The organism is uncultured Sulfitobacter sp. (genome assembly GCF_947499945.1).
GTDB lineage: Bacteria > Pseudomonadota > Alphaproteobacteria > Rhodobacterales > Rhodobacteraceae > Sulfitobacter.
Window position 1 is genome coordinate 368,131 of record NZ_CANMQD010000003.1, and the last position, 21,198, is coordinate 389,328.

General features: G+C 56.3%; 20 protein-coding genes. 10 read left to right on the top strand and 10 right to left on the bottom strand.

The features are described 5' to 3' along the window. Window positions 1-76: 76 nt before the first annotated feature. Entirely contained in the window at window positions 77-721 is a 645-nt protein-coding gene (locus Q0775_RS15390) for a response regulator transcription factor (protein WP_298862779.1), read from the bottom strand. Beyond that, on the bottom strand, window positions 718-2,163 hold the full coding sequence (locus Q0775_RS15395) for a cache domain-containing protein (protein WP_298862781.1): 1,446 nt from the start codon (window positions 2,161-2,163) through the stop codon (window positions 718-720). Before Q0775_RS15395 ends, Q0775_RS15390 begins: the two co-directional genes overlap by 4 nt. Before the next feature lie 259 nt (window positions 2,164-2,422). Here Q0775_RS15395 and Q0775_RS15400 point away from each other — a divergent pair, with 259 nt between their 5' ends. From Q0775_RS15400 to Q0775_RS15415, 4 genes are all read left to right on the top strand, one after another. Continuing rightward, window positions 2,423-3,511 carry a TRAP transporter substrate-binding protein gene (locus Q0775_RS15400; RefSeq protein ID WP_298862783.1) on the top strand — a complete coding sequence of 363 codons (1,089 nt, stop codon included), beginning with the start codon at window positions 2,423-2,425 and terminating at the stop codon, window positions 3,509-3,511. Between the two features lie 137 nt (window positions 3,512-3,648). Beyond that, window positions 3,649-4,617: a C4-dicarboxylate ABC transporter permease gene (locus tag Q0775_RS15405; RefSeq protein ID WP_298862784.1), complete on the top strand. Its 969-nt coding sequence runs from the start codon at window positions 3,649-3,651 to the stop codon at window positions 4,615-4,617. Then, a complete protein-coding gene (locus Q0775_RS15410; RefSeq protein ID WP_298862785.1) occupies window positions 4,617-6,971 on the top strand; it encodes a TRAP transporter large permease subunit in 2,355 nt (784 codons plus the stop codon). The genes Q0775_RS15405 and Q0775_RS15410 overlap by 1 nt, the downstream gene beginning before the upstream one ends. A 95-nt stretch (window positions 6,972-7,066) precedes the next feature. Further along, complete coding sequence (locus Q0775_RS15415; RefSeq protein ID WP_298862786.1) at window positions 7,067-7,285, top strand: DUF6500 family protein; 219 nt, start codon at window positions 7,067-7,069, stop codon at window positions 7,283-7,285. Window positions 7,286-7,383: 98 nt separating this feature from the next. On the opposite strand, the gene Q0775_RS15420 is transcribed toward Q0775_RS15415, so the two are convergent. The 3 genes from Q0775_RS15420 to Q0775_RS15430 form a co-directional block, all read right to left on the bottom strand. After that, window positions 7,384-8,205 carry an arginyltransferase gene (locus Q0775_RS15420; RefSeq protein ID WP_298862787.1) on the bottom strand — a complete coding sequence of 274 codons (822 nt, stop codon included), beginning with the start codon at window positions 8,203-8,205 and terminating at the stop codon, window positions 7,384-7,386. Between the two features lie 109 nt (window positions 8,206-8,314). After that, a complete protein-coding gene (locus Q0775_RS15425) occupies window positions 8,315-8,740 on the bottom strand; it encodes an RDD family protein (protein WP_298862789.1) in 426 nt (141 codons plus the stop codon). Window positions 8,741-8,813: 73 nt separating this feature from the next. Further along, entirely contained in the window at window positions 8,814-9,227 is a 414-nt protein-coding gene (locus tag Q0775_RS15430) for a DUF2852 domain-containing protein (protein ID WP_298862791.1), read from the bottom strand. A 239-nt stretch (window positions 9,228-9,466) separates the two neighbouring features. On the opposite strand from Q0775_RS15430, the gene Q0775_RS15435 reads away from it, so the two are divergent. The 5 genes from Q0775_RS15435 (at window position 9,467) to Q0775_RS15455 (ending at window position 15,212) form a co-directional block, all read left to right on the top strand. Continuing rightward, window positions 9,467-12,271, top strand: coding sequence for a glutamine-synthetase adenylyltransferase (locus Q0775_RS15435; protein WP_298862793.1), 2,805 nt, complete (start codon window positions 9,467-9,469; stop codon window positions 12,269-12,271). Further along, window positions 12,271-12,540 (top strand): hypothetical protein, encoded by a 270-nt coding sequence (locus Q0775_RS15440; protein ID WP_298862863.1) that lies wholly within the window; start codon window positions 12,271-12,273, stop codon window positions 12,538-12,540. The genes Q0775_RS15435 and Q0775_RS15440 overlap by 1 nt, the downstream gene beginning before the upstream one ends. A gap of 168 nt (window positions 12,541-12,708) precedes the next feature. Then, window positions 12,709-13,413, top strand: a complete 705-nt coding sequence (locus Q0775_RS15445) for a DUF6778 family protein (RefSeq protein WP_298862795.1) — start codon at window positions 12,709-12,711, stop codon at window positions 13,411-13,413. Between the two features lie 37 nt (window positions 13,414-13,450). After that, window positions 13,451-14,665, top strand: coding sequence for an RSP_2647 family RNA methyltransferase (locus tag Q0775_RS15450; RefSeq protein ID WP_298862797.1), 1,215 nt, complete (start codon window positions 13,451-13,453; stop codon window positions 14,663-14,665). A 4-nt stretch (window positions 14,666-14,669) separates the two neighbouring features. Continuing rightward, a complete protein-coding gene (locus Q0775_RS15455) occupies window positions 14,670-15,212 on the top strand; it encodes an RSP_2648 family PIN domain-containing protein (RefSeq protein WP_298862799.1) in 543 nt (180 codons plus the stop codon). Between the two features lie 35 nt (window positions 15,213-15,247). On the opposite strand, the gene Q0775_RS15460 is transcribed toward Q0775_RS15455, so the two are convergent. After that, window positions 15,248-15,931, bottom strand: a complete 684-nt coding sequence (locus Q0775_RS15460; protein WP_298862801.1) for a M48 family metallopeptidase — start codon at window positions 15,929-15,931, stop codon at window positions 15,248-15,250. A gap of 202 nt (window positions 15,932-16,133) precedes the next feature. On the opposite strand from Q0775_RS15460, the gene Q0775_RS15465 reads away from it, so the two are divergent. Beyond that, window positions 16,134-16,853, top strand: a complete 720-nt coding sequence (locus tag Q0775_RS15465) for an FkbM family methyltransferase (RefSeq protein ID WP_298862804.1) — start codon at window positions 16,134-16,136, stop codon at window positions 16,851-16,853. On the opposite strand, the gene Q0775_RS15470 is transcribed toward Q0775_RS15465, so the two are convergent. From Q0775_RS15470 to Q0775_RS15485, 4 genes are all read right to left on the bottom strand, one after another. Then, window positions 16,843-18,030, bottom strand: coding sequence for a VWA domain-containing protein (locus tag Q0775_RS15470; RefSeq protein ID WP_298862806.1), 1,188 nt, complete (start codon window positions 18,028-18,030; stop codon window positions 16,843-16,845). The two genes, Q0775_RS15465 and Q0775_RS15470, sit on opposite strands and share 11 nt — an antisense overlap. Then, window positions 18,030-18,197 (bottom strand): apolipoprotein acyltransferase, encoded by a 168-nt coding sequence (locus Q0775_RS15475; protein ID WP_298862809.1) that lies wholly within the window; start codon window positions 18,195-18,197, stop codon window positions 18,030-18,032. The genes Q0775_RS15470 and Q0775_RS15475 overlap by 1 nt, the downstream gene beginning before the upstream one ends. Before the next feature lie 25 nt (window positions 18,198-18,222). Beyond that, window positions 18,223-19,581, bottom strand: a complete 1,359-nt coding sequence (locus tag Q0775_RS15480) for a DUF2927 domain-containing protein (protein ID WP_298862812.1) — start codon at window positions 19,579-19,581, stop codon at window positions 18,223-18,225. 627 nt (window positions 19,582-20,208) lie between these two features. Continuing rightward, on the bottom strand, window positions 20,209-21,048 hold the full coding sequence (locus Q0775_RS15485) for a MoxR family ATPase (protein ID WP_298862815.1): 840 nt from the start codon (window positions 21,046-21,048) through the stop codon (window positions 20,209-20,211). Window positions 21,049-21,198: the final 150 nt, after the last annotated feature.

A 21,198-nucleotide genomic window follows, 5' to 3' on the forward strand; every position in this document is an offset into this window, starting at 1 on the left:
TGAAATATAATTACGTAAGGAGGGGTTCGGTGCGACATTTTGACAAATCAAAGCATGGATCGGGCCCGATCTGTGCTCAGAAGTCCACTCCCGTCCCCTGAAGCACACCGTGTTCCAGCGCATAGCGGGTGAGGCCAGCAGTGGAGGAGATGCCGAGTTTGCGTTTGATGTTTTTGCGATGCGTCTCGACTGTGCGCACAGAGATGTCGAGGGTGAGGGCGACTTGTTTGTTAGAGTGTCCCTGGGCCAGCTGCAAAAGGATGGTCTGCTCGCGCCCTGTGAGGGTTTCGCGTACGCCGCCATCTTTGGGAGTAAGCGACCCTTGGGCACCTGTGCATAGATACCGCTCGCCGCGCATGACTGTATCAATGGCCAGCTTGATCTCGTCCGTGGGTACATCCTTGAGCAGGTAGCCCATGGCGCCGTGGTTTAGGGCAGAGGAGATATATTCAGGGCTGTCGTGCATGGACAGGATCACGATTCGGGTGCCGGGGCGCTGTTCCAGCACGATCTCGGTCGCTGATAACCCGCCAATGTCGGGCATGTTCAGGTCCATCAAGATCACATCGGGGTTCAGGGTCTCAAGCTGCTCGATAACGGCACGGCCACTGGTGAGTGTGCCGACGACTTTTACATCATCATAACTTTCCAGAATGGACTGTATTCCTTCGGCTACCATGGGGTGGTCATCAACGATTGCGATGCGCAGCAGGTGGGTCATGCAGGTGTCTTTCCTGTTTGGCGTTTTTGGCTTTGCTTTTCAGCGTCGGGAGTGGCTGGTGCGGGGGGCAGCATATGGGTGAGCGGGGCGATGGCCTCAATCTCGACGCCATTTGACGGGCTTGTACGCAGGGTGAGTGAGCCGCCAAGCTGATCCATGCGTTCTTGCATGTTACGCAGGCCAAGACCGGGGGTGCGTGCATTGACGCTAAACCCGCGCCCATTGTCGGTGATGCGCAGGGTCGCCCCGCGTTTATGGCCGCGCAGGTCAATGGTGACATGGGTAGCATTTGCATGGCGTTCAATATTGGTGAGCGCCTCTTGGGCGATGCGGTAGAGCGCAATCTTGGCGTTGTTATCAAGGCGGTTGCGGAACACGACAGTCGAGAATTCGACAATGATGCCAGTGCGGGTGCCGAATTCCTCCGACAGCATCCGCAGGGCAGGGCCGAGGCCAAGATCATCCAGAACACCGGGGCGCAGATCGCGGCTTATGCGGCGCACTTCCGATATTGCCTCGCCCAATGTTTCGATCCCTTTGGCGAGTGGCGCATGAGCAGAGCCGTCACCTCGATCAAGGCGGCGGCGGGCATTGTCGAGAGCATAGCGCACGCCGACCAAAATCTGGCTGATCCCGTCGTGGAGTTCGCGGGCCACGCGGCCACGCTCTTCTTCCTGCGCATCAAACACCCGCTGGGTCAGCTTCTTGAGCTTGGCATCCGCCAGACGCCGTTCACGCAGGTTAAGGCCCATGCCCGTGGCAAAGACCACAAGCAGGGCAATAAAGGTAATGGCCCCGATATAGAGGAATGTCCGCTCGACCCGCGCCTCGACCTCAGCGCGGGAGGTGGCGACGGAGGCAAGTATATCGTCGATAAATACACCTGTACCAACAGCCCACTGCCATGAGGGAAAGGACGTCACATAGACGATCTTCTGCGCGATTTCGCCGGTGGAGGGTTTGGGCCACATATAGGTGTGATAACCCGCACCATCGCGGGCAATCTCGATCAGGCGGTCCACGACGGGGGTTCCTGTGATATCGCTCTCTCCGCTAAAGTCACCACCGATACGCGCAGTTTCACGCGGGGAAACAATGGCGGTACCGTCATAGGAGTAGACAAAGAACTGCCCTTCCTCGCCATAGATCATGGCAGAGAGAATCTGCTCGACCTGTTTTTGGGCCTCAAGGTCATCAGGGGCGGCATTGCCGTAGATAAAGTAAAAGCCGTTGCGCGCTTGGGTTACATAGTTGCGCAGCTCGACCTTCTTGGCCTCAATAAGTTGGGTCTCAAGCGTGGTAATCTCACGCTCGGCCAAGGCACGCGATTGGGCCGCCACCACCACGGCAATCGCCGCTACTGCCACGATGAGCGGGACAGAGGCCAAAAGCGTTAGCTTTTGCGCGTAGGGGATGTGCAAACGCAGGCGATGGACATTCATGACGATTCGATACGACGAATCTGACCTATGAGCAAAGGTTAAGGGGGGCCACGCGGCGGTAAGATGACTGGCAAAGGGGGCTCGAACCCTTGGAAAGCAGGGAGAAGTCAGAAATATCTATGCTGAAATGGGTAGTTTCGGCCTTTCTGCGTAGTAGTAGGTATTTCCAATCCCGTATCGCCCGTTAGTGTTGGGACACTTGAAACGACCTGCGCGGGCGTAATCCGTGCGGGCGCAATAATCCCGGGAGGATACCTATATGGATCGTCGTTCATTTTTGAAGACATCTGCCCTTGGTGGCACGGCAGCAGCCGCATCAACGCTTGCGGCACCTGTTTACGCCCAAGGCAAAAAGACACTAACAATGGTAACATCATGGCCACGCGGTTTCGCCGTGCTGGACGATGCGGCCACATACCTCAACAACATGGTTAACGAGATGTCTGACGGCACGCTGACCATCGACAAAAAAGCCCCCGGTGAGCTGGTCGGCGCGTTCGAAGTATTCGACGCCGTATCCTCCGGTCAGGCTGACATGTACCACTCTGCCGATTACTATTTCATCGGTCAGCACCCAGCGTACGCCTACTATACTGCCGTACCATTCGGTGGCACAGCACAAGAGCTGACAAACTGGTACCTGCACGGTGGCGGCCACGAGCTGCACAACGAGCTGGGCGAGATCTTCAACCTCAAGTCCTTCCTTGCGGGTAACTCCGGTTCACAGTCCGGTGGCTGGTTCCGCAACGAGATCAACTCTGCCGCAGACTTCAACGGTCTCAAGTTCCGCATGCCGGGTCTTGGTGGTAAAGTGTTGGGTAAAATGGGCGCATCTGTTCAGAACATCCCCGGTGGCGAACTGTACCAAGCGCTGTCTTCCGGCGCTCTGGACGGTCTGGAGTGGGTTGGTCCCTTCGCGGACGAACGCGCCGGCTTCCAAGAAGTTGCAAAAGTCTACTACACAGCGGGCTTCCATGAGCCAGGTTCCGGCCTTGCAGCGGCAGTTAACCTCGACGTCTTCAACGAGCTGTCCCCAGCGCACCAGAAGATCATCGAGTATGCAACAATGGCGACAACGCACACCCAGCTGGCAGAAACACTTGCCAACAACGGTGCCGCACTGTCACGTCTGCAGCAGCAGGGTGTTAAAACCATGCAGTTCTCCGACGATGTATGGGACGCATTCGGTAAAGCATCCGCAGAAGTCATGGACGAGAACATGGGCGACGAGCTGTTTGCAAAAACACGCGCCAGCTTTGAAGCGTCACTGACGTCTTCCGCCGAGTGGCTGTCCAAGTCCGACGCCTTCTACGTCGAGCAGCGTGAGCGCGTCCGCGCCTCCATGTAAGTTTACTTTTTTAAGGGCCGTGCAGTTTGCGCGGCCCTTGATCTATCTCTAAGACGCGACTGCCCAGATGCCGAAAAACGGCACAAGGACACTTAAGGACGCGCACCCGCTAAGGGTGCCACCCGGGGAGGGGACACATGGCTGACGATATTGTATGTTCGGGATTTTTCCGTGCAGCTGAGGGCGCAAAGCTCAGCTGCCTCGACAAGTTCCAAGATAGCGGCTTTGTCCAATTTGTGACGGGCAACGTGTTGGAAGCCTTCTATAACTTCTTCGCGGCACTGCTCAATCCGGGGATGTGGCTCAACTGGACCGATCCGCAGGCGATGATGCGGTTTATCTATTACGGTGCTTCCACCGAGCTTTTCTTTGTGCTGGCCACGGCGTTGGTCGTTTTGACCATTGTTGGCATGCGCAAGCGGGCGGTAATGTGGGGCGTTGTGCGGGGCCTCGAAGGGTTCGCCAACGGGATGGGCCGTCTGTTTGCATGGGCGGGCCTGATCATGGTGATCCAGCAGATCATCATCGTTTTTATGCAGCGTATATTTACGCGTCCCGACATCTCCATCGGGTTTGGCATTCCACTCCAGTTTGACATCAGCTGGTTTGCGGAAGAACTAAAGCTCTTCAATGCTTTGGTCGTCTGTCTTTGTGTGGCCTATACCTTCGTGCAAGGTGGCCATGTCCGGGTTGATCTATTTTATGCGGGTGCGAAGTTCCGCACCAAGAAGATTGTCGATATGTTCGGCGCGGTCTTCTTTATGATGCCGTTTGCGATCGTGGTTTGGCTTTACGGCTGGTTCTTTTTGTGGCGCCATCTGGTGACACCGAACCCCTCGGCCTCCGACAGCTTGGAGCTGTTGCTGCGCAAGGCGCGTCTGCTTAAATGGAACGTGGAAACCATCGGTTTCTCGCCAAACGGCTTTAACGGCTATTTCCTGTTCAAAATTCTGCTGTGCATGTTTTGCATAATGGTGATGTTGCAGGCGATTGCACTGTTCTACCGCTCATGGTGTGAACTTCGCGAAGGCGAAGCGAGCGAAGGTAAATATCTCGACAAGGACACCCTTGGCGAAGGCGAAGAAGCCTATGAGGGAGCACACTGATGTTTTTTGGTCTCGATGGGGTCGAAGTAGGCCTGATTATCGTATTCATCTGCCTGTTTGGCGGTATTCTGTCAGGCTTTCCAGTGGCGTTTGCCATTGGTGGCGCGGGGATGATTTCGTTCGGTATTATTGCGGGTTTGGACAGTGCAGGTTTGCTGATCCACCAAGCGATTGATACGTCATCAGAGGCCTACCGTGCGCTGGTGAACTCGGGAATCAAGGAGGACGCGATATCGGTCTTCCGATACCCCGAACTGGCACGGATCGGGGAACCCGTTTTCCCGCAGGGCTGGGAAGTCGCGATGGACCGCAATGTGTCCTTTGTTGTGAACCGCATGAACGAGCGTGTTTTGGCGGGCCAGTCCATTGAGACGCTGCTTGCTGTTTTGATGTTTGTTCTCATGGGTATCACGCTGGAACGCTCCAAGATTGCGAATGACCTGCTGACGTCGATGGCGAAGGTCTTTGGGCCGCTGCCCGGTGGTCTGGCCGTGTCTGTTGTTGTTGTGGGTGCATTTCTTGCCGCCTCCACAGGGATCGTTGGTGCGACTGTTGTGACGATGGGTCTGCTGGCGCTGCCAACGATGTTGCGAAACAACTATTCGCCGGAACTGGCGACGGGGGTCATTGCGGCCTCGGGCACATTGGGGCAGATTATTCCGCCCTCGATTGTGATTGTTCTGCTCGGCACGCTGGCCGGTGACTTGTACTCCTCCGCACAAGAAGCGCGTGCCTCCTCGCTGGGCTGTACCGATGCTTTGACCTATCTGGGTGAGCCTGCTGTTGTATCCGTTGGCACATTGTTCCAAGCAGCACTGCTGCCCGGTATTTTGCTCGCACTTCTTTATGCGCTTTACGCCTTTGGTTACGCACTTGTTAATCCAAGTAAGGCGCCTGCCGTTGAAATGGGTTCCACCAATGCGGAACCCGTCACACGCAACGAGGCCTTTACATGGTTTATCGGCGCACCTGTGCTGATGATTGTGGGCACGATCTTCCTCGGTAACCTCGGTGTTGTCGGGTCGCAGAACACGCGTATTTCCAGCTTCTCCGACATCGGTGAAAGTGCGACGTTGCGCACCAACGTTGGAGCCGAGTGCCAAGCCGCGATGATCGACTTGCACGGTCAAGAGCGCTGGGACCTTGCGGTACAGCAGCAGCAGGTGATCGACGATGCGGGTGGTTTGACACAAAGTGCGAAACTGACCGAGGACGAGTTCGCCGCAGCACAGGCCGCAAAGATTGACGGTGCCGCCCCCATCGGAACAGGTATCGCGATCATGATGATCCTACTTGGTCTGATCCTGACCACGGCGCGGGGTGTCTCACCTTCGTCAGATACCAAGCCGCTGATCATTGGGGGCATCGGTGTGGTCCTCCTGTTGCTGGTGGATATTGTCCTTGTCTCTCCCACGACGTCTCCAGGCACGATGGTTGTGTTGATGGCACTGCCCTTTGTGGCCGTGATGTACGGGGTGGTCTATGCGACGGGTCTATGCGCCAAGAACGAGCTGATCCGCGTTGTCTTCCCACCGCTTGTCCTCATCGTGGCAGTGCTTGGCTCTATCCTTGGTGGCATTACCAATCCGACGCCTGCCGCCGCACTTGGTGCGGGGGGTGCGATCATGCTGGCGGCCTACCGCAAGTTACGCGATCTGGACCGCTCTCCCAAAGTTGTGATCTGGTCAACGCTGGCGATTATCATTTGTATCCTGCTCGGTGTGAATTTCGATTTGCGCATCAATCAGGATGAGGTGGGCTTTGAGAACTGGGTCGCGTTCTTTGCCGCGTACGGAGCCTTCCTCTATGCGGTGTTCGGTCTGTTGTTCAGCTGCTACATCCTGTTCACAAACGGTGTTCTGACACCTGTTGTGCGCGAGACGGCGAAAGTGACCTCGATGGTGTTTACCATCCTCATCGGTTCGCAGCTGTTGAACCTTGTGGTCATCAGCTTTGGCGGAGAGCACTATATCCAGCAATTCCTCAAGTCGTTTGATAACGAAGTAAAGGTCTTCCTGATTGTGATGCTGGTGCTGTTTGTACTGGGTTTCGTGCTCGACTTCCTTGAGATCATCTACATCGTGGTGCCAATTGTCGGACCTGTGATTTACGGAGGTACGTTCGATCCCAAGTGGGTGACGATCATGATCGCAGTAAACTTGCAGACGTCCTTCCTGACGCCACCCTTCGGATTTGCGCTCTTCTACTTGCGCGGGGTCGCCCCGCCGAGTGTGACGACTCAGCACATCTACCGCGGGATCATACCGTTTGTATTGATCCAGGTGGCGGGTTTGGCGATCCTATGGTTCTTCCCTGCGATTGTGACCATCGTCCCCGATCTGATCCCGAACTGATCTTACGGTTCGCCAAGAAAAAAAAGGCTGCTCCGGTTTGGGGCGGCCTTTTGCGTTGTTTAAGTGTTTGCGAGCCGAGATTGGAAGACAAGCCTATGCGTGCCTCCCTCAGAACAAAAGCCATTGCCGTTTGCGAAGCCAAGGTCACGAAGAAAGGGGAGGGTGTGGGGCTGTCGTTTTATGCATTCTTTGCGAACAGGAACGAAGATCCCGAATTGCTCATGGAAGCGGCAACATGGTGGATTAAGACCCACCATTTGGATCATTTTGAAAAGGCCATCAAGATTCGCAAAATGATCGCGTCTGGGATGTAGTGCTCTCTACCGTGGGGATATCGTCATCTGGCTGCGGTACGGTTCGAGCATATGGGCCAGATGAAGGAGTCACTTGCTTTGCGTGGTCTTCAACAAAGTCAAACAGGCTTCGACCCTAGATCGGGTAGCGAGATATTTGCGACTTGTTCTGCGATCGGATCATTGCTGAGCGGAGCGATGTTTTGTGCAAAGGTTTCGGGGTCGCGCATGGGTTGCCATGCGCCGCCCATAAAGACCTCAAGACCTGAAAATTTGGCTTTATAGCCCATCTTCTGGCTGCCTGGCACCCAGTAGCCAAGATAGACATAGGGCAGGCCAGCATCGCGAGCGATCTCGATATGGTCGAGGATGATGTAGTTGCCCAGACCGTTTTGCGGCAGGTCGGGAGTGTAGAAGGAATAGACCATGCTTACCCCGTCACCCAAGACGTCTGTGAGGCAGACGCCGATCAGGTCATTTGTGTCGGCATCAGTATATTCAATGACACGGCTGCGGATCGGGGTTTCCTCGATCATGGCGGCGAATTCGAACACATCCATATCGGCCATGCCGCCATCCGCATGGCGGCTGTCGAGGTAGCGGCGGAACAGGTCATATTGATCCTCAGTGGCCCATGGCGATGTGGCGCGGCGCTTCAGCGTCACATTGCGTTTGATCGTGCGCTTTTGGCTTTTCGTCGGCTGAAACTTTGACACGTCAATGCGGGCAGACAGGCACGAGGCGCAATCAGCGCATGAGGGGCGGTAGAGCACATTCTGGCTGCGGCGAAACCCTTGGGAGGACAGGCTGTTGTTGAGCTTGTCCGCATTCTCACCCTGCAACGCAGTAAACAGCTTACGCTCCATCCGGCCCTCAAGATAGGGGCAGGGCTGGGGGGCAGTGACATAGAACTGCGGTGCGATGGGAAGCGTGTGACGCATCAGGTGATCCGGCTGTTGAACTGAACGGCAAGATAGCGCGATGGTGCAGGGGCGCAAACCCTAAATTTATATTGTGATAAAAAGGGGATGGCTGGTGCAGACCAGTTGCTTAGGCGCGGCGGTTGAGCGCTACAGTTCCCATCAGCATATCGGTGAGGCCCTGACGGCGCTCGGTGCTGAGCATCAGGACCATAGAGATCAATTGCAGTGGGGCGATCATGATCGAAAGGGAGTAACCCAGTGTGTGCAGGAAGGCTTGGGACACATCAAAGGGCGCGTCGTCAGCGTCGCGCAACTCTATCGCCATGACCCGCATTCCCCAAGTGGCTGAGCCGCGCGAGAGTGTGACGACGCGGTAGGCAAAGCTGATCATAAAGAAAACGAAGGGCAGGAAAAACAGGCTGATGAAGAACGTGAAAGGGATGGTAAGCAGTGCGAGAAACCCGACAATCAATGTGTCCACGATCCACGCGAGCAGGCGTTTTGTCGGCACACCTTCATAAAATTGGGGCTGCATGTCCGGATCAGGTGTCATTGGAGGCTTTCAAAACTGGGATAATGGGGTGCGCCCACCCGATGTGGGAGGGCGCGGTGTTGGTGTCAAGGCGTTACGCTTCTGCTTTGTCGTCCTTGCGGGTGGCACGCTCGTCCATAAAGGCGTCGAACTCGGACTTGTCTTTGGCAGCGCGCAGACGCTCTAGGAAGCTCTCGAAGCTGTCTTGCTCTTCTTGCAAGCGGCGCAGGGTATCGGCCTTGTAAGCATCAAAAGCTGCGTTGCCTGTGGGGCGGCTCATCGCGAAAGACGGGCTACGGGTCATGCGGCGGGAGGATGATGAAAACATGCGTTTACTCCAGATCATATAGGCCAGCAGGGCAAGGCCAACGGGCCAGAAGAAGATAAAACCGATAACCATTGCGGCAATCCATGCGCCCTTGCCGCGCGCATCAAGCCACTTCTCGGAGCGCACAAACCAGTTCTCACGGGGTGTTGCGCTGGATGGGTAGGTTTCAGTGTAGGTCATAAGAGTCCCTCAAGATGGCGGTGTGCTGCCGCCGTAGGTGGGGCGCTTCACCGGAGAAAGACTTGAATGTAAATGCCTTTCACATCTTACAATTTGGCGACCTTTAGGAAATTTGCAAGGGTCTATGTGAAGGGTATTTACATTATTTTTAATTATCTATGTTTATCATAATGTTGCGCGACTATGATTTTTGAAATCAGGGCATTGACGCGGCCTCGGACACAGGCAACTGTACCTATATGGTTGATATTTCCCTTGTTAAACGCCTCACCCGTTGTCCGCGCTCATCTGCGCCGGAGGACGCCGATCTGCCGCTTGAGCAGTTTGATACTGCACTACGCCCCTTGATTGGTGCAACGGCGGTATTGTCACCTTATCTCGCGCTGCTTATCGTTAAGGAGGCCACTTGGCTGGAGGAGGCCGTTGAGGCACCAGAGGCCGCTTTGGCGCAGGTATTGCACGCTACGACACTGTTTGAGGCGGATACTGTGAACGCGGGCCTGCGAGAGGGCAAGCGGCGCGTGGCGCTTTTGTCGGCGCTGGCGGATCTGGGGGGCGCATGGTCACTGGAGGAAGTGACGGGCGCACTCACTGATTATGCCGATGCGGCGACGCAGGCGGCGTTGCGCGTTGCTGTGGCAGCGCAAATTAGACGGGGGAAGCTGCCCGGGCTTACGCCAGAAGATGCACTGACAGGCGGCGGCATGACTGTGCTTGCCATGGGAAAGATGGGCGCGGGAGAGCTGAACTATTCCTCGGACATTGACCTGATTTGCCTATTCGACGAGAGCCGGTATGCGCCAGATGATTTTCAAGACGCCCGCGCAGGGCTGATAAAAGCGACCCGCGCCATGGCAGCAAGCCTGAGCGAGATTACCGGCGATGGATATGTCTTTCGCACCGACCTGCGCTTGCGGCCCGATCCGTCGGTGAACCCTGTCTGTCTGGGGCTGTTGGCGGCGGAGCGGTATTACGAGAGCTTGGGCCGCACATGGGAACGCGCGGCCTATATCAAAGCGCGGCCTTGCGCGGGGGATATTGGCGTGGGGAATGCGTTCTTGAGTACCATGCGCCCCTTTGTCTGGCGCAGGCATCTGGATTTCGCGGCCATTCAGGATGCCCACGACATGCGCCTTGCCATCCGCGAGCATAAGGGGCTGGGCGGGGCGATCACGCTGCCGGACCATAATATGAAGCTGGGGCGGGGCGGTATCCGCGAGATCGAGTTTTTCACCCAGACGCGGCAGTTGATTGCAGGGGGGCGTGATCCAGACCTGCGGGTGCGCGGCACAAAAGAGGGTCTTAGTATCCTCGCACATAAGGGGTGGGTGCCGCAGGAAGCCGCAGATGAGCTGAGTGATCACTACACTTTCCACCGCACGGTCGAGCACCGTTTGCAGATGGTACGCGATGCACAGACCCATACATTGCCTAAATCGCCCGAAGGCATGGCGCGGATTGCGGCGATGATGGATATGGATGTGGACGCGTTAGAGAGCACACTGCACGAGCGGCTGAGTGCTGTGCACGAGATTACCGAAGGCTTTTTCACCGAGGCGCGGGGCGATGTGGTCCTGCCCGATGCGACCCATACATTTGACGCTTCGGTGACCGAGAAATGGCCCAGCTATCCCGCGCTGCGCTCTGATCGGGGGGCGGAGTTGTTTGAACGGCTTAAGCCGGAACTGCTCGCGCGGCTGGCGCAGGCGGACAAGCCGGATGAGGCGCTGCTGGCGTTTGATGCTTTCTTGGCTGGGTTGCCTGCGGGTGTGCAGCTTTTCTCGCTGTTGAAATCAAACCCGCAGCTGGCGGATTTGCTGATAAATATCGTATCGGTGTCGCCCATGCTGGCGGATCATTTGTCGCGCAATGCTGCTGTTTTGGACGCTGTGATAGGCGGCGACTTCTTTAGCGACTGGCCGGGGCAGGAGGCATTGTTCGAAAGCTTGTCGGTGCGGCTGGCGACACTGGATGACTATGAATTGCAGTTGGACGGCACGCGGGCATGGGCGCGCGAATGGCATTTCCGAATTGGCGTCCATCACCTGCGCGGCCTGACAGGGGCGGTGAAGGCGGCAGAGCAGTATAGCGATTTGGCGCGCGCGGTGTTGCGCGCTCTTTGGCCTGTAGTCATTGCAGAGTTTTCGCGCCGTCACGGGTCACCTCCGGGCAAGGGCGCTGTGATCGTGGGTATGGGGTCTTTGGGGGCAGGGCGTCTAACAGCGCAATCCGATCTCGACCTCATCATGATTTATGATGCGGATGGTGTTGAGGCCTCTGACGGTAAGCGACCGCTGCCCGCGCGGCAGTATTATGCACGCCTGACCCAAGCGATGATCACGGCGATGAGTGCGCCGATGGCTCAAGGGCGGCTTTATGAGTTGGACTTGCGCCTGCGCCCTTCCGGAAACAAAGGGCCGGTAGCCACGTCGATCGAAAGTTTTACCGCCTACCAGCGGGAGGAAGCGTGGGTTTGGGAGCATCTGGCGCTGACCCGTGCGCAGGTTATAGCGGGGCCAGAGGTGCTTGGGGATGTGGTGGAGGCATTGCGTCGCGAGATCGTGCAAGGGCCGCGTGATATCGCCAGTGTGTGTACACAAACAGCCGAAATGCGTGCACGGATTGCTTCGGCGAAATCTCCTGATGGCGTGCTGGACGCCAAAATTGGCGCTGGCCGCTTGCAAGATATTGAGCTGTTTGCCCAAGCGGGAGCGCTCATCGGAGGGGCGTTGGAGCGCGACATTCCACAAGGATTGATCGCAGCGCGTAAGGCAGGGATTATTGATGCTGCAGGAGAGGATGTTTTGATTACCGCCTATGAGCGGTTGTGGGCATTGCAATCTGCTACGCGGTTGTTGTCATCGCGCCCCCTCAAGACTGAAGCGCTGCGCGAAGCCTCGCGGCAGTTTTTGATCCACGCAGTCGGTACGGGGAGCGAAAACGACACGGCGGCCGATCTGGAGGCGCGATTATTGGAGACTTACGCACGAGCGGATGCAACCATCAGCAGCGCCCTTGGCGCCCACACTACCGGAGAGACATGATGGAAAAAGCAACGCCAGACGATCCGAAGGGCCTAATCTTTGAGGCCTACCGGATCGAGGGGATCACCAAACCCGAATGCCGCTCCATCTTTTTGGATTGGGCACTTAGCCTGAGTGCAGAGCGTGATACCCATATGGCCATGCGGGCGTTGCTGGCGCTTCATGGCTCCGACCCTGCACATCCGATGTCCGAGGTGCTCTCGGAAGGGTTGCTTACGATTGCCACGCCGCGCCGTCGCGGGGGCTGGCGCAGCCGCCCGAGGGATTAATTCTTTGTCGAAGGCAATGTGAACTTCCTTTAGGTAAGCAATAAATCTCGGCTAATACCGCGAATTTGTGCCAAGTTTGGCCTGAATTTGTCTAAAACCTGCCTCATTCATCCTCCAAACAAGTTGCTGTAACAAGTGGACGGCCAACTCGGCCTGAGGAGTAACGAGATGAAACTGATCAAGCTGGCATGTGCATTGACCCTTGGCGCCGCATTGAGCGCATGTGGATCAACCGATGTGGTAACACGCGCGGCCCCGATTGGCGGCTCAAGCACAACGGCCACCGTCAACTACGGCACGCAGGAATTTGCGCCTTCCCCTGAATTGCTCACTGCCGAAGCGTTGCAAGCCGCGATTGTGCGCCAGATCAACGTCTCCCAGATCAATGTTAACGTGCCATCCTCATTAAAGGCCTCTGAGGCGAACCGCTATTACCCTCACGGTGATATCGTTTGGCGCGAGGATCCGATTGGCGACCGTCACGCACAGGTTGGTAAAATTATTAAAGACGCGATGCTTCAGGGTACAGCAAAGTTTGAAGGCCCCGTGCCGATCATCCTCGACATCCAGCTTGTCCGCTTTCATGCGCTGAGCGAAAAGGCCCGCTATACCGTTGGCGGTGTGCACCATGTTGTCTTCGACATGATGCTGCGCGACGGCAAAACAGGGGAGCATCTGTCCAAGCCGCGCCGCATCGAGACCGACTTGGAGGCATTTGGTGGTCAACAGGCAAAGACCGCCGAAGGCCGTGGCCTGACGCAGAAGGTTCGCCTGACTAACCATCTCGCCGAAGTGATCCGCCAGCAAATGGTCAAACCCGCAGGGTACGAGAACGCCAGCCATGGCTTCTTCCAGTTGGTTAACAGAATCTAGCTTTCCCTTTCACTGGGAACCGACTAGGGAAGGCGCTATGACAATAGCGCCTTTTCCCGTATCCGCCCCACTTCCCGTAGTTCGCCTTATGCCAAAGGCCAATGCACGTGCCATCCGGCATGGTGCACCATGGGTTTATGCCAACGAGTTGGTCACCGACCGCCGCACCAAAGGTCTGCCCGCAGGATCCATGGCTGTGCTGGAAGACGCATTGCGCCAGCCATTGGGCGTGGTGACAGTTAACAACAACTCCAAGATTATCGCGCGGATGATGGATCAGGATCCAGAGGCGTCGATTGATCAGGCATGGATGGCGCGGCATTTGCGCCGCGCACTGAGCTTGCGCGAGCGGATGTATGATGCGCCATTTTACCGTCTTGTGCACGCCGAAGCCGATGGTCTGCCGGGTGTGATCATTGACCGTTTCGGCGATACTTGCGTGATCCAACCGAATGCGGCGTGGTCTGACGCGCTGATTGAGCCGCTTACCGCAGCGCTGATTGAGGTTACCGGTGTAAAGAATGTTCTTAAAAACGCCTCTGGCCGCACGCGCAGCCTTGAGGGGCTGGACGATGTGAGTGGCGTTCTGGCGGGAGCGGCCCCAGAGGGTGCAGTACCCGTACTGATGAACGGGGCCACCTATATGGCGGACCTCACCGGCGGTCAAAAGACAGGCATTTTCTATGATCAACGGCCCAATCACGCCTTTTCGGCGTCGTTGTCGCGCGGTGCGCGGGTGCTGGATGTATTTGCCCATGTGGGCGGCTTTGGTCTCGCTGCGGTTGCTGCGGGTGCGCAGTCCGCGCTGTGTATCGACGGCTCTGCACCTGCGTTGGCTTTGGCCGAACAAGGAGCCGCAGCGATGGGGATCTCCGACAAAGTCAGCATCCGTCAGGGCGATGCTTTCGACGTGCTGACAGCCCTGCGTGCCGAAGGTGCGGAATTTGATGTGATCATCTGTGATCCGCCCGCCTTTGCCCCTGCGAAACCTGCACTTGAGGCTGGCTTGCGGGCTTATGAGCGGATTGCGCGGCTCGCGGCACCTCTTGTCGCCGAGGGCGGTATTCTGGGACTGTGCTCATGCTCGCATGCAGCTGACCTTGCTGCGTTCCGGTCGGCATCGGTGCGCGGGATTGGCCGCTCAGGGCGACGTCCTTCGTTGATCCATACCGGATTTGCGGGTGCTGACCATCCCCAACTGCCGCAGCTGGCCGAAACGGGCTACCTCAAGTCTCTGTTCTTCCATCTCTAACCCGATGAAGATGCTACTGGACGCCTGCGTGATCTATCCCACCGTGATGCGGGAGATGTTACTGGGTGTGGCACGCACAGGGGCTTATACGCCGCTGTGGTCGGCACGAATCCTTGAAGAATGGGCGCTGGCAGCCCGAAAGCTGGGGCCACAAGGCGAGGCCGTGGCGCGAGGCGAAGTGGCGATGGTGCAAGCCGCGTTTCCCAACGCAAGCGTGCCTGTGCATGCAGGGCTGGAAGCGCGGTTATGGTTGCCGGATGCCAATGACATTCACGTATTGGCGGCTGCTGTGCATGGAAACGCAGATGGTATCGTCACGATGAACGCCAAGGATTTTCCGCGTGGTATACTGGCCGAAGAGGGGCTGAGCCGCAACGACCCCGACGTCTTCCTGCTGGGGCACTTCCACGGCGATCCTGACGGTGTAACTGCTGTGGCGCAAGGTGTTGTGCAAGAGGCGCGGCGGCTATCGGGTGAGGATTGGAACATGCGCTCGCTGATGAAGAAAGCGCGGTTACCACGGCTGGGCAAAGCGCTCAATGCTTAAACGATTGCGTCAGCTTTGCGACGCAAGTATCTGAATTAATTATCCCATTTCACTTGCATCTTGGTGAGCGCAGCAATCCGTTCTTCTGTCTTGGGGTGCGTCATCAACCATGCAGGTGCTGTGCCGCCACCAGATTTTGTAAGCGCGTTAAGTTTGTGAAACAGGGAAATTTGCGGGTCAATGCCGATCCCTGCTTTCGTGAGCAAGGCGGCGGCATATGCGTCTGCCTCGAACTCGTCGCTGCGCGATAGCTTGGCCGCGAGCAGTGATGTTAGGGTATTGGCGATCCAGATGCCAATGCCGGGGATAAAGCGGCTCAGCACCATTCCCAGTGCAGCACGCATCGCATTCTGGCCTGAAAAGTCGATCATACGGCGGCGGGAATGGCCCAAGGCGACATGGCCTAACTCATGTGCGATGACCGAGGCCAGCTCCTCCGCTGTGACTTCGCCTACGCGGAATTTGTTGTAAAAGCCGCGTGTTATGAAGATGCGCCCGTCAGGCGCGGCAAGGCCGTTCACAGGCTCGATCTCGTAGATGTGGACATTGATGCGGGGCAGATCAAGCGCTTTTGCCATCTGCTTGCTCATGGCGACCAATTTCGGGTCCGCCAGCACGGTAGATTTTTCGTCGAGTTCTCGTCCCGTGCGCCACACGGAAAAGCGGTACATGGCAAGGCCGTAGAGCACGGCGAGCAGGATCGGAAGAACTTTTATCATAAGGTTAATATGGGGGGGCTGCGGGCAGGGGCAAGGGGCTATTTCCCAATCCGTGATCAACAAAACCGTTTGATTTGAGCGAGACAGCTATGAGCAACGCCGCCCGTTCTATTGGCGATTGACTTGTTAGTCTGTTTGCAAGAGGACAGCATGAGACTAAGTCTGTTACGTTTCGATAAATGACCAAACTGCGAAAGTTGATATGCTCAATAGACCTGTGTTTGAATTTTCGATTGCGACCAACCCGCACGGAAAATTCTGCATCCCAAAAGAGTATCAGCACCGCCCGGTCCCAAAAATGCTCCTGCGCGGCGAAATCTATGAGCCCGAGACACAGGAATATTTGGCCAGCCTATCCGAAAAGGGCGATATCATTTGCGGCGGCGCCTTTGTCGGAGATTTCTTGCCGCGCCTTGATAGGGCTGCGCGGTTCGGTGGGCGGGTGCATACGTTTGAGCCGAACCCGACAAGTTTTGCGTCTGCGCAACACACGATTGAACTGAACGAGTTGAAAAACTGCATCATCCATCAATGTGGCGTTGGTCAGACATCTGGCACGTTGAACTTGCAGGTTGCAAAGCCGAACGGATCGGCGATGGCTGCGAGGGCCCGTATTGTGCCGGACAAAATCGAGGGTCAGACCATCGAGATACCGATTATATCCCTCGACAGTCTAATTCCCGCTGATCGCCCAATCGCTGCGATCCAACTTGATATTGAGGGACATGAGGAAGAAGCAGTCAAAGGGGCGCACAGGATTATTCAAGAGAATAGACCGGTCGTTATTATCGAAGCTGAAAGGCCTCATAAACAGCAAAGATTTTTGAAACTGCTGAATGATTTGTTTCCCGAGGCGGGCTACCAACTTGACCTTATCATTGAGCGAAATTCAGTTTTCCTGCCTCGAGCTGCTACCGCGTAAGCGTCTTCATACCGCGCGACAACCCCTCCAAGGTCATGGGCACCATGGCATCTTGCCCGAAAATTTCCTGAACCATCGTGATCGACTGAGTATAGGACCAGTATTTCTCTGGGATCGGATTGATCCAGAGGTTTGATTTCCACTGCTCACGCGCGCGGTTGAGCCAGACGGAGCCCGCCTCGGGGTTCCAATGCTCATTGGCACCACCAGGGTAGGCGATCTCGTAAGGGGACATGCTCGCGTCCCCCACAAAGATGCAGCGGTAGTCAGGGCCATAGGTGCGTATGATCTCGTGCGTTGGGGTCTGCGCATCCCAGCGACGGCGGTTGTCGCGCCAGACACCTTCGTACAGGCAGTTGTGAAAGTAGAAGGATTCCATGTGCTTGAATTCGGAGCGGGCAGCAGAGAACAGTTCTTCTACGACTTTGATATGAGGATCCATGGAACCCCCTACGTCGAGAAATAGCAGCACTTTGACGGCATTGCGCCGCTCAGGACGGGTTTTCACGTCGAGATAGCCTTGCTCGGCAGTGGAGCGGATGGTGCCGTTCAGGTCTAGCTCTTCGTTAGCGCCGTCACGCGCCCAGCGGCGCAGGCGTTTGAGCGCCACTTTGATGTTGCGTGTGCCCAATTCGACGCTGTCGTCGAGGTTGCGGAATTCACGCTTGTCCCAGACTTTGACGGCCTTGCCGTGGCGGCCTTCTTTCTGGCCGATCCGTACACCTTCGGGGTTGTAGCCGTAAGCCCCGAACGGAGAGGTGCCGCCTGTGCCGACCCATTTGTTGCCGCCCTCATGGCGCTTCTCTTGTTCCTTGAGCCGCTCCTTGAGCGTTTCCATCAGCTTGTCAAAACCACCCATGGCTTCGATCTCGGCTTTTTCTTCGGCGCTGAGGTGCTTTTCCGACATCTTGCGGAGCCATTCTTCGGGAATGTCCACTGCTTCAAGAACTTGCTCTACAGTGATGTTTTCCAAGCCGGAAAAGGCTGCGGCAAAGGCTTGGTCGAACTTGTCGATATTGCGCTCGTCTTTCACCATACTGACACGAGCGAGGTAATAGAACGCCTCGACGTCATAGGTCGCGAGACCAGCGGCCATACCGTCTAAGAATGCCAAAAATTCCCGCATGGAAACGGGAACTTTATGGGCGCGCAAATGCTCGAAGAAGGGCAGAAACATTAGCTTGCCAGTCTGTCGATGATGACTGTGAGGAACATCCCCACAATCAAAAAGGCAAGGCCATACCCGACCGCATATTGTGCGATGTCCTTGCGGTTGCCGCGGCGTTTTTTGGCGGTCATGCCGCCGATGATAATGCCGAGTATCGCCAACCCAATAACAATCATGCTCTTAACCCTTTGTGTTTGCGGGCTATCCTTTGAGCGGGTTCAGCGATGAAATTTCACGCAATTTGGCCCGCACAGCCCAGTCAGAACCAAATCCGTATCGCGCCCAACCCAAACTGTCCAGACGTACAGCTTGTGCTTCGGAGGAACGATTTTCCAGATCCAGCGCCTCGGCACGTAGCAGCAGAAGGGTTGAAAGCAATGCGGCGTTCTCGCTGCGGCGTGCAGTCTCGATATGCGGTTGGACAAGTTGGAGCGCTTCGGCTCCTTTGCCCTGGCTGATGGAGTAGGCGGCCAGCTGTGTTGCGACAAATGCCTGATGCAAGCGCGTGCCAGGTGTGGCGGCGTAATAAGCCTTGGCTTGGGTATAGTGCGCCTGCGCCGTCTTAGGCTCGGACCGTTGCAAGACGCGGCCCATGGCGTAATGGGCGAATGCGCGGCGCTGGTCCTGCCAACCCATGGCTTTTGCGATGCGCAGCGCTTCGGCTGCGCCTTTGCGGCGCTCCGCGCCAGAGGCGGCGGGGCCCAAAGCGGTCTCAATGGCGCGTTTCCACTGGATTGGCGTGCGGGTCGAAAATTTGGCGGCTGCAAACTCTCCACGCGGGTTAATCTCGCGCAGGATATGGGGCAGGGTGGCGGCAACCTGACCGCGTGACATGCCGTTGTGCAATTTGGGCGAGTAATAGGCCCGCAGCATCAGCGTATCAAAGCCGGTGAGCACAGTGTGCACGTTGTCGTCATTAAACACGGAATCGGGCAAGCGATACAGATCGTTGAGCGGTCCGAGCGATTGCGCCAGTTCTTCGTGAAGGCAATCACGGACTTCTTGTGGACTCACGTCGTTGGGTAAAAAGATCGCCAGTTTTTCGCGTTTGCGCAGCTGGGACCAGTTTGCCTTCTTGGTTTTGCGCGCTTTGCGGTATTCCTCCATGGAGGAGACATTGGGTGCGACAAAGCAGGCGGCCTGTGGCAGCACCGAGCGGATTTCTTTGCGCGGGACTGCGTTGATGGTGATGTTGGCGGGGCCGTTGGTGATCTGGCTGATGTTGATCCGTGCTTCACTTCGCAGACGGCCAATCAGACGGGTGAGGTCATGCTGCAAGGATGCAGGTTGATCGCCGACGACCTTGACGCTGATCGGACCTTCAAAGCGGGTGAAGACGGGCAACTCTCGACCACTCTCCAATTTGAAAGACAACTCGATGAAATCGAGAGCCAGATCGTTGTTGGCCCGAAGGGGTCCTGCGTGACTGCCAGAGGCAAATACTTTTACCGGCGGAAGGGAGCTGTCCGAAATTGTCATCAGGCGGGATACATCGCCGCCTGTTGTGGGGGTACAGGCGTTGAGGGCCATGGCGAGCATCAAGGCTATGCGCGACTTCATGGAGTGCGCCCCGAGATGAGGTGTGATGCGGAAACTGTTGAAAAGCGTGCAACATGCACGCGCACCAATGGTGCGTTCTGGATACTCATAACTCTGCCTGCCTGCCTTTGTGGCCTCAATTGGAGATCTTTTCGCCTCTCAACCCGTCACGGGTATGGAGCAATTAAGGCAAAATCAGGGCAAATTTTATGGAATAAGGCACACCTGCGGTTGTGACGCGAAAAAGCCACAGTTTGAATGATGTAGCGCAGAGGGTTCAGAGAGTCCGAATTAGCCAAGCATGGAAGGCGATCAGGGCAAGTGCGCCAAGAACGAGCGCCTCTATTGGAGTCGCATAGCCGGAAAAGACTGCCATGATTGCAAGTCCATTGGTGCCAATCGCGCCAAGGACCGATGGCACCCTCAGAGATGCGATTCCATTAATGGTGAAGGGAAAACCTATCAGACGCTGAAATTTAGGGATACTCCACCAGACCCCCGCTGCGAAAACGGGCGTAATAAGGAGGAGTTGGACCAAGAGATTTGAAGGCAGCACAAAGGCTGCGGGTATCGATGCCAATATGAGGGCCAGATGGTGCAGCGGCGCAATCAGGATCAGATAGACCGTCTTGCGCCGCCATGACATTGTTAGCGACCGCCGCGTGCCATAAAGGCGAGGCGCTCAAAAAGATGCACGTCCTGCTCGTTCTTGAGCAACGCGCCGTGCAGTTTCGGGAGAGCGGAGGTGCCGCTCGCCTTCAGGTCCTTGGCATCCATATCTTCGGCCAGCAGCAGTTTGAGCCAGTCGATGACTTCGGAAGTGGAAGGTTTCTTCTTGAGACCTTGTTGGTCGCGGATCTCATAAAACTGGGTCAGCGCGGTGGTCAGCAACTCAGGCTTGATGCCTGCATGGTGCACTTCGACGATCTTTTTAAGCGTCTCCATGTCGGGGAACTGAATGTAGTGGAAGAAGCAGCGGCGCAGGAAGGCGTCGGGCAGTTCTTTTTCATTATTGGAGGTGATGATGACGATGGGGCGCACCTTTGCCTTGATCGTTTCGCCAGTCTCGTAGACAAAGAATTCCATCTTATCAAGTTCTTGCAGCAGGTCGTTGGGGAATTCGATGTCGGCTTTATCGATCTCGTCGATGAGAAGAACGACTTTCTCGCCCGCCTCGAATGCTTCCCAGAGCTTTCCCTTGCGGATGTAGTTGGAGACGTCGTGCACCTTTTCCTCGCCCAGTTGGCTGTCGCGCAGGCGGCTCACGGCATCATACTCATAGAGGCCCTGTTGCGCGCGGGTGGTGGATTTGATGTTCCACTCAATCATACGTAGGCCTAAGGCAGCTGATACCTGACGGGCCAGCTCGGTCTTTCCTGTCCCAGGTTCCCCTTTAACGAGTAGAGGGCGCTCAAGCTGCACCGCTGCGTTGACCGCAATTTTCAGATCATCTGTTGCGACATAGTCTGCGGTACCTTGGAATTTCATAGTCGGATCAACTTTCTGGCTTGGTTTTCTTATGTAAATCACGATTCATAATAGCGTATCATTGAGTAGTGACAATCGCTGATCCATCGGGTAAAGACCGCGCAAATGGGAAATGTCGTGAGGGGAGTTGCCACGTGACACTTACAGAAT